Here is a 6625-nt window from a genome sequence, read left to right on the forward strand (position 1 = left end):
CCCCCCCCCACAACCAGAAGTTTGGTGTTGGGGGGGGGGGGGGGGGGGGGGGGCCCCCCCCCCCCGCTCCTACATTGTCAGATGTAAAACCGATGATCATCCCATTCCGACAACTGGACCCCGACACCCTGCAGAACCTGCTGGAGGAGTACGCCACCCGCGACGGCACCGATTACGGCGAGCGCGAGGTGAGCCTGGAAGACAAGGTGGCCAGCCTGCGCCGCCAGCTGCAATCCGGCGAGGTGGTGATCTGGTTTGAGCCTGGGGAGGAGTCGGTCAATCTGCTGCTGGCAGAGGACCTGCCGAAAGATGCCTGAAGTATTGATCGAGCGGCCGGAGCAGCCCAGGGCCCGCTTCCTGTTCGCCCACGGTGCCGGCGCGCCCATGGACAGCGAATTCATGCAGGCTATTGCCGCCGGTCTCTGCGCGCGCGGCATAGAGGTGATCCGCTTCGAATTCCCCTATATGGCCGAGCGGCGCAGCGGCGGCAGCAGGCGCCCGCCGAACCGAATGCCGCAATTACAGGACTGCTTTCGTGAGCGGATCGACCAGGCTGTGAAGGAGGGGGATAAGCTGCCACTGGCGATCGGTGGCAAGTCCATGGGTGGTAGGGTGGCGAGCCTGCTGGCCCAGGAATATTTCGACAGGGAGCTTGTGGCGGGGCTGGTGTGCCTGGGCTACCCCTTCCACCCGCGCGGCAAGCCGGACAAACTGCGCACCGGGCACCTGCTGACGCTGACCTGCCCGACCCTGATAGTGCAGGGCAGCCGAGATCCGCTGGGTAGCGCCGGGGAAGTGGCCGGTTACGGCTTGCCGGAAGCGATTCGCGTCGAGTGGCTGGAAGACGGCGACCACGATCTCAAGCCGCGCCGCGCCAGCGGTTTCACACGGGAGCAGCACTGGCAGGCGGCGGTGGATGCGGTGGCAGGATTTATCCTGCGGCCTCCAGAATCGTAATCTTCTCCTCGTTCTGCAGCACCGGCGCCAGCAGGGACATCTGCGCGCGGCGGTCTTCACTGGTGTACCAGTGCTGCCAGTGCAGCTCCGACTGCCACTTGGACAGGGTGAAGCGGCGCAGCGGATTGTCTTTTTCGATATAGGTCTGCCCCTCCACAAAGCCCACCGTGCGGTAGGCGTGGGTCAGTATCTTGCGCGCCGCGTCCTCGTAGGTGCTCTGCATGTCCGGGGCGATTTCCCGTTCAATCAAAACGTAAATCATCTGTTGCTCTTGATTAACCCATGATCTGTGTGGATTCTAGCGCGGGCGCGCAAATTGAGGATAGACGCTAAGGGGGGCAATTTGGCCGACCAGTCAGGCAAACTTGCAGATGACGACAGGCAGCAAATCCCGGAAAATGGCGCAATGAAGTCAGATCCCATGAAACCAGAACACAGTCTCGATGCCCGCGGCCTGCTGTGCCCGGAACCTGTCATGATGCTGCACGCGGCCGTGCGCAAGGTGGCTCCCGGCGAAGTGCTGCAAATGATCGCCACCGATCCCTCCACCCAGCGGGACGTGCCCAAGTTCTGCCAGTTCCTCGGCTACGAGCTGGTTCGGCACGCCGAGGAGAAGGACGAGTTTATCTACTGGATCAGAAAGGCCGCTAGTTGACCTCGTCATACCGGCGAAGGCCGGTATCCAGTCTGAGGCTCCTGGATTCCGGCCTTCGCCGGAATGACGAGAGTGGTAGGGGCGAACCAAGCGGTTCGCCCCGAGGGCTTCTGTCAACGGCCTGCCAACCGGGCCCTAAGGCGAAGTCACCAGCGCCGCAATGGCCGCCAGCGCCTCCGGATCCTCGGATTTGATCTTGTTGGCGATATGGTGCTGAAAGAAATAGCGGAAGCCCTCAGCCTCCTGCGCCGGGTAGAGGCACAAGTCGCCCGGCAGCACCGGTGTGGTCTCCACTATGTCGTGATCGATCAGCATGCCGTGAATCTCCCCGCTGGCATACAGCCGCCAGCTCACGACTTCGGTGAGTGTCAGGTTCTCCCGCTGTGCATCCATAAACACCCCGTGGGTGCCGATGGTGTCGGGAATCTCCTGCATCACCTCTTCGGCCTTGCTGCTCTCGTACTCGAAATATTCTGCCGCCGTCTCCAACTCGACGATTTTGTGGATGGGGGGCTCGTGGAATATTTCCTCGATGCCCGGGTCGTAGTAGCCCTCAAAGCGTCCGTCTAAAGGGTCCTTGATGTCCGGACAGGCCACGATGGAGTTTAACCAGGGGACGAGGCCGACGACCTCGCCATTTGCCTTGAGGCCCCAGCACAGAATTTTCAGGCTGTAGAGGTCAGTGCCGCTGGAGCTGTTGGAGTAGAGCATTTCCAAGCCGTCTAGCTCCGGCGACAGGCGAATAAAACGCCTGCTCGCAGAAGTTTCGATCGGCTCGCCGGTGAAGAGGTCAACCACGTTGGTGTAACTGTGGTCGGTCATGGAGCACCTCCTTGCAGGGCCGGTTATATACCGTCTCCATTCAGAAGATGTAGCGTACCGCGAGTGCCCTATCTCTGAACGAAGACTGGGGCAGGAGGGCATTTGACTGCTTATCCCCCCCTGGGGGAATCCGGTCAAAGGGCAGGGGCCCCTTTCCGGTGTCCCTGTCTCTAAAGGTATATGCTGATTTGCCGAAATACAACCAGCGTTTTAGATCAGTTGGTTATCCCGTTGGTGGCATTGCATGACTTTGCTCCCGGCGGTGGCATTGATATAGTCCCCGCCTTTGCGCCCCCGGGAGAGCTCCTTGTCTGTATCCAGTCTCGAACAGGCCCAGATCGCGACGGCAGAACCCCTGTCCGATCGTATAGCGGCGGTCTTCAACCGTTGCTTTGCCGGTCCCGGCGGTCTGAATACCCGCCTGTGCGGCGGCTTCGAGGAGCCCTACTACAGGCCTGTGGGGGAGGCGTTGCGCTACCACCGGGTGGAGTTCACTCGCGACTACCCGGCCAGCGCTTTGCACGAGGCCGCCCACTGGTGTGTGGCCGGCCCCACGCGCCGGCAGCTGCCGGACTACGGCTACTGGTATGCGCCGGACGGGCGCAGCGAGGCGCAGCAGGTGGAGTTCGAGCGGGTGGAGGTCAAGCCCCAGGCGCTGGAGTGGATCTTTGCCCGTGCCTGCGGTCTGCCCTTCCGGGTCAGCGCCGATAACCTGGAGAGTGCCCTGGGGCCCAGCTGCGCCTTCAAGCGCGCCATCTGGCTGCAGGTACAGGACTACTGTAACGGGGGTGTGAACGAGCGCGCCGGGGCCTTTGCCCTAGCCCTGGCACTGGAATTCGGGCGCCCGGACCCGCTGAATCCGTCCCTCTACCGATTGGCGGAGCTGGCGTGACAAGGCAAGCGACCTACCTGATAGACGCCTCCGTCTATATCTTCCGCTACTACTTCGCCCTGCCGCCCAACTGGACCAGCCGCTGCGGCTACGCCACCGAGGCGGTGTACGGCTTTACCAACTTCCTGCTGGATATGCTGGCGAGGCAACCGCGCCATATCGCCTGTGCCTTCGACGAGTCCCTCGGCAGCTGTTTCCGTAACGACCTCTACCCGGACTACAAGTGCAGTCGCGCCCTGCCGGACGAGGCCCTGGCCTACCAGCTGGCCGCCTGCCGGGAGATGGCCGAGGCCCTGGGCATCGCCAGTTTCGCCAGCGAGCGCTACGAGGCGGACGATATCCTCGCCACCCTGACCCGCCTCTGCCGCGAGCAGGGCCCGATTATCGTCAGCCGCGACAAGGACCTGGGTCAGCTGCTCGAGCGCGGCGCCACCAGTCTGTGGGACTTCGCGGCCGACAAGCACTCCGATGCTGCCGCGATTCAGGCCAAGTTCGGCGTGCGCCCGGGCCAGATTGCCGACTACCTGGCCCTGGTGGGTGACAGCAGTGACGATATTCCCGGTGTGCCCGGCATAGGCGCCAAGACGGCCGCGCGGCTGCTGGCGGAATTCGACGATATCGAAACTCTGCTGCAGGGAACCGAGCGGGTGGCCGGATTGAAATTGCGTGGCGCGGCCGGAATCGCGGCACGACTCGAGGAATACGCGGATCAGATAGAGCTGGCCAAGCGCCTGGCGAGCCTGGAGGAACAGATAGATCTGAATATCGAGCTGGCCGAGCTGCAACCGCAGCCCGCCGATGCAGAGGTGGCCCAGGCCCTGGCAGAGGAATTCGGCATCGGTGGCCTCAAGGCTAAAATCGGGCGGACACTGGCCGTCGACAACAGGGAAACAGTGTGACAAAGGCAGAGTTGACGATCGTCGCCGACGAAAATATCCCCGCGCTGGAAGACTGCTTCGGCGATCTGGGTACCCTGGTGCGCCTGCCCGGGCGTGACATGACCCGCGAGCAGCTGCGGGATGCGGATATCCTGCTGGTGCGCTCCGTCACCCGGGTCAACGAGGCGCTGCTGGCCGGCACGCCGGTGCGCTTTGTGGGCAGCTGTACCATCGGTACCGATCACCTGGATACCGGCTGGTTGGAAAGGCAGGGCATACACTGGAGCGCTGCCCCCGGCTGCAACGCCAATTCGGTGGTGGAATATGTCTTCAGTGCTCTGGCGGCGCTGAATCACGACTGGAATGGCCGTCGTTTCGGTATTGTCGGCTGCGGCAATGTCGGCGGCCTGCTGCAGAAGCGGCTGCGCGCCCTGGATATTCCCTGTGCCGTCTATGACCCCTGGCTGCCGGACAACCCGGACGCGGCGGATCTCGACAGGGTATTGCAGCAGGATGTGATCTGCCTGCATGCGCCGCTGGTCAAGGGCGGTCCTCATCCAAGCCTGCATATGCTCGGCGCCGAACAGCTGGCACGGATAAAGGACGGCGCCGTGCTGATCAGCGCTGGCCGCGGTGCCGTGGTGGACAACCGCGCACTGCTGGAATTGCTGCGCCGGGGCAGGCAATTCACTACCGTGTTGGATGTGTGGGAAAACGAGCCGGATATTGATACCGAATTATTGGAGCTGGTGGATATAGGCACGCCGCATATCGCCGGCTACAGCCTGGATGGCAAGCTGGCGGGGACACGGATGATCCGCGAGGCATTGGATAAATCGGGACTCGGTGTCGCTGTAGGAGCGGTGGGGCGGCCATCCGCCGGTGGCCGCGATCAATGTCAGTTGCCTTGGAGAGATCTATCGCGGCCACCGGCCGCCCCCCGCCGGGCCGCTCCTCCGGGCGGGTCTTCCGGTTTCGCTGCAATGGCCGCACTGCTGCTGCTGATCTACGACCCGCGCAAAGACGACCAGCGCCTGCGCGTGGCCGCAGAAGGCGAGCTGCCGATGGCCAGGGCGTTCGACCAGTTGCGCCGCGATTACCCCGAGCGCCTGGAGTTCTCCCACTACCGTATCGACGGCGCCGTGCTGACTGAGTTGCAGCGCAGTCAATTGAAAATATTGGGCCTGGAGTGAAGAGCGACGTGCAACTGAAAAAACTCGGACTCATCATCAATCCCTGGGCCGGTGTCGGTGGCCCGGCGGGCCTGAAGGGCAGTGACGGTGCGGAGACAGTTGAGCAGGCCCTGGCGGCGGGCATAGAGCCCCAGTCCCACAGGCGTGCAGCCATTGCTCTCGAGGCGCTGAAGCCGTTTTCGCAGCAACTGGAAATCCTGTGCTTTGCCGGTGATATGGGTGAGGACATAGCGAAATCGTTCGAGTTTCGCACCGAGGTTGTCGGCCGGGCCGGAAGCAGTCCGTCCACGCCGGCGGATACCGAAAGCGCGGCCAGGGCGATCCGCGACGCAGGCTCCGACCTGATCGTTTTTGTCGGCGGCGACGGTACCGCGCGCAATCTCGTCAATGCCCTCGGTGACGATTTTCCGGTGCTCGGCATACCTGCCGGGGTAAAGATGCACTCCGCCTGTTTTGCGATATCCCCCAGGGCCGCCGGTGAAATTCTGCGGCGGCTGATGGCGGGGCAGCTGGTGGACCTGCACCAGCGCGAAGTGCGCGATATCGACGAGAAGTCCTTTCGCGAGGGGCGCGTCAGCACCCGCTACTACGGCGAGCTGCTGGTACCGGAGGAGGGCCATTTCCTGCAGGCGGTAAAAAATGCCGGGCGCGAGGTGGAAGAGCTGGCGGTGGCAGATATCGCCGCCGACCTGGTCGAGGAGCTGGATCCGGACACCCTCTATATCGTCGGCCCCGGCTCCACCACCCTGGCAGTGCTGAATGAAGTAGGCTGCGAGGGCACGCTGCTGGGCGTGGACCTGCTGCGCGATGGCGAGCTGGTCGCCGCGGATGTCAATGCGCCGCAGATTGAACAGGCGATCAAAGCACACGGTGGCCCGGTAAAAATCGTCCTCACCGCCATCGGTGGCCAGGGCCACCTGATCGGCCGCGGCAACCAGCAGTTCTCGCCCGGGGTGCTGCGCGCCGTGGGGCGCGACAACCTGGTCGTCGTCGCCACCAAGACCAAAATTACCGAACTCGGCGGCCGGCCGCTGCTGGTGGACAGCGGCGATCTGCAGCTGGACGAGGAGTGGAGCGGTTTTATTCGCGTGATCACCGGTTACCGGGATGCGATCCTGTATCCGCTCAGTAACGGAGGCGTGTGATGAATCGAATTCGTAGGATGGGCAAAGGGTTGCGGGCCCATGAACCCCCGCTGGGAGGGACGCTGCGGTTTGCCCATCCCTCC

9 protein-coding genes are annotated in these 6625 nt (G+C 63.2%); 7 read left to right on the plus strand and 2 right to left on the minus strand.

Annotated elements, in window-relative coordinates; all coding sequences use genetic code 11:
- Window positions 1-92 precede the first annotated feature (92 nt).
- Both IG627_RS15815 and IG627_RS15820 read left to right on the plus strand, forming a co-directional pair.
- Window positions 93-317, plus strand: coding sequence for a YheU family protein (locus IG627_RS15815; RefSeq protein WP_193193384.1), 225 nt, complete (start codon window positions 93-95; stop codon window positions 315-317).
- Complete coding sequence (locus IG627_RS15820; protein WP_193193386.1) at window positions 310-957, plus strand: alpha/beta fold hydrolase; 648 nt, start codon at window positions 310-312, stop codon at window positions 955-957. Before IG627_RS15815 ends, IG627_RS15820 begins: the two co-directional genes overlap by 8 nt.
- Here the strand turns inward: IG627_RS15820 and IG627_RS15825 are convergent.
- Window positions 932-1219, minus strand: coding sequence for an antibiotic biosynthesis monooxygenase family protein (locus tag IG627_RS15825; RefSeq protein WP_193193388.1), 288 nt, complete (start codon window positions 1217-1219; stop codon window positions 932-934). The genes IG627_RS15820 and IG627_RS15825 overlap by 26 nt on opposite strands.
- Window positions 1220-1378: 159 nt before the next feature.
- Between IG627_RS15825 and tusA the strand changes: the two genes are divergently transcribed.
- Window positions 1379-1612 (plus strand): sulfurtransferase TusA, encoded by a 234-nt coding sequence (tusA, locus tag IG627_RS15830; RefSeq protein WP_193193393.1) that lies wholly within the window; start codon window positions 1379-1381, stop codon window positions 1610-1612.
- Window positions 1613-1747: 135 nt separating this feature from the next.
- Here tusA and IG627_RS15835 read toward each other — a convergent pair whose 3' ends face one another.
- On the minus strand, window positions 1748-2434 hold the full coding sequence (locus IG627_RS15835) for a hypothetical protein (RefSeq protein WP_193193390.1): 687 nt from the start codon (window positions 2432-2434) through the stop codon (window positions 1748-1750).
- A gap of 307 nt (window positions 2435-2741) precedes the next feature.
- Here IG627_RS15835 and IG627_RS15840 point away from each other — a divergent pair, with 307 nt between their 5' ends.
- The 4 genes from IG627_RS15840 to IG627_RS15855 are packed head-to-tail and all read left to right on the plus strand — an operon-like array spanning window position 2742 to window position 6542.
- The gene (locus IG627_RS15840) at window positions 2742-3326 is read left to right on the plus strand and encodes an elongation factor P hydroxylase (protein ID WP_226865274.1); all 585 of its coding nucleotides are present in this window, start codon (window positions 2742-2744) and stop codon (window positions 3324-3326) included.
- Window positions 3323-4225, plus strand: coding sequence for a 5'-3' exonuclease (locus IG627_RS15845; RefSeq protein WP_193193392.1), 903 nt, complete (start codon window positions 3323-3325; stop codon window positions 4223-4225). The genes IG627_RS15840 and IG627_RS15845 overlap by 4 nt, the downstream gene beginning before the upstream one ends.
- On the plus strand, window positions 4222-5397 hold the full coding sequence (locus IG627_RS15850) for a 4-phosphoerythronate dehydrogenase (protein ID WP_319024585.1): 1176 nt from the start codon (window positions 4222-4224) through the stop codon (window positions 5395-5397). The genes IG627_RS15845 and IG627_RS15850 overlap by 4 nt, the downstream gene beginning before the upstream one ends.
- A complete protein-coding gene (locus tag IG627_RS15855) occupies window positions 5394-6542 on the plus strand; it encodes an ATP-NAD kinase family protein (protein WP_319024586.1) in 1149 nt (382 codons plus the stop codon). Before IG627_RS15850 ends, IG627_RS15855 begins: the two co-directional genes overlap by 4 nt.
- The last annotated feature ends 83 nt before the right edge of the window (window positions 6543-6625 follow it).

It is taken from the genome of Microbulbifer taiwanensis (assembly GCF_014904815.1).
In the GTDB taxonomy this organism is placed as follows: Bacteria; Pseudomonadota; Gammaproteobacteria; order Pseudomonadales; family Cellvibrionaceae; genus Microbulbifer; species Microbulbifer taiwanensis.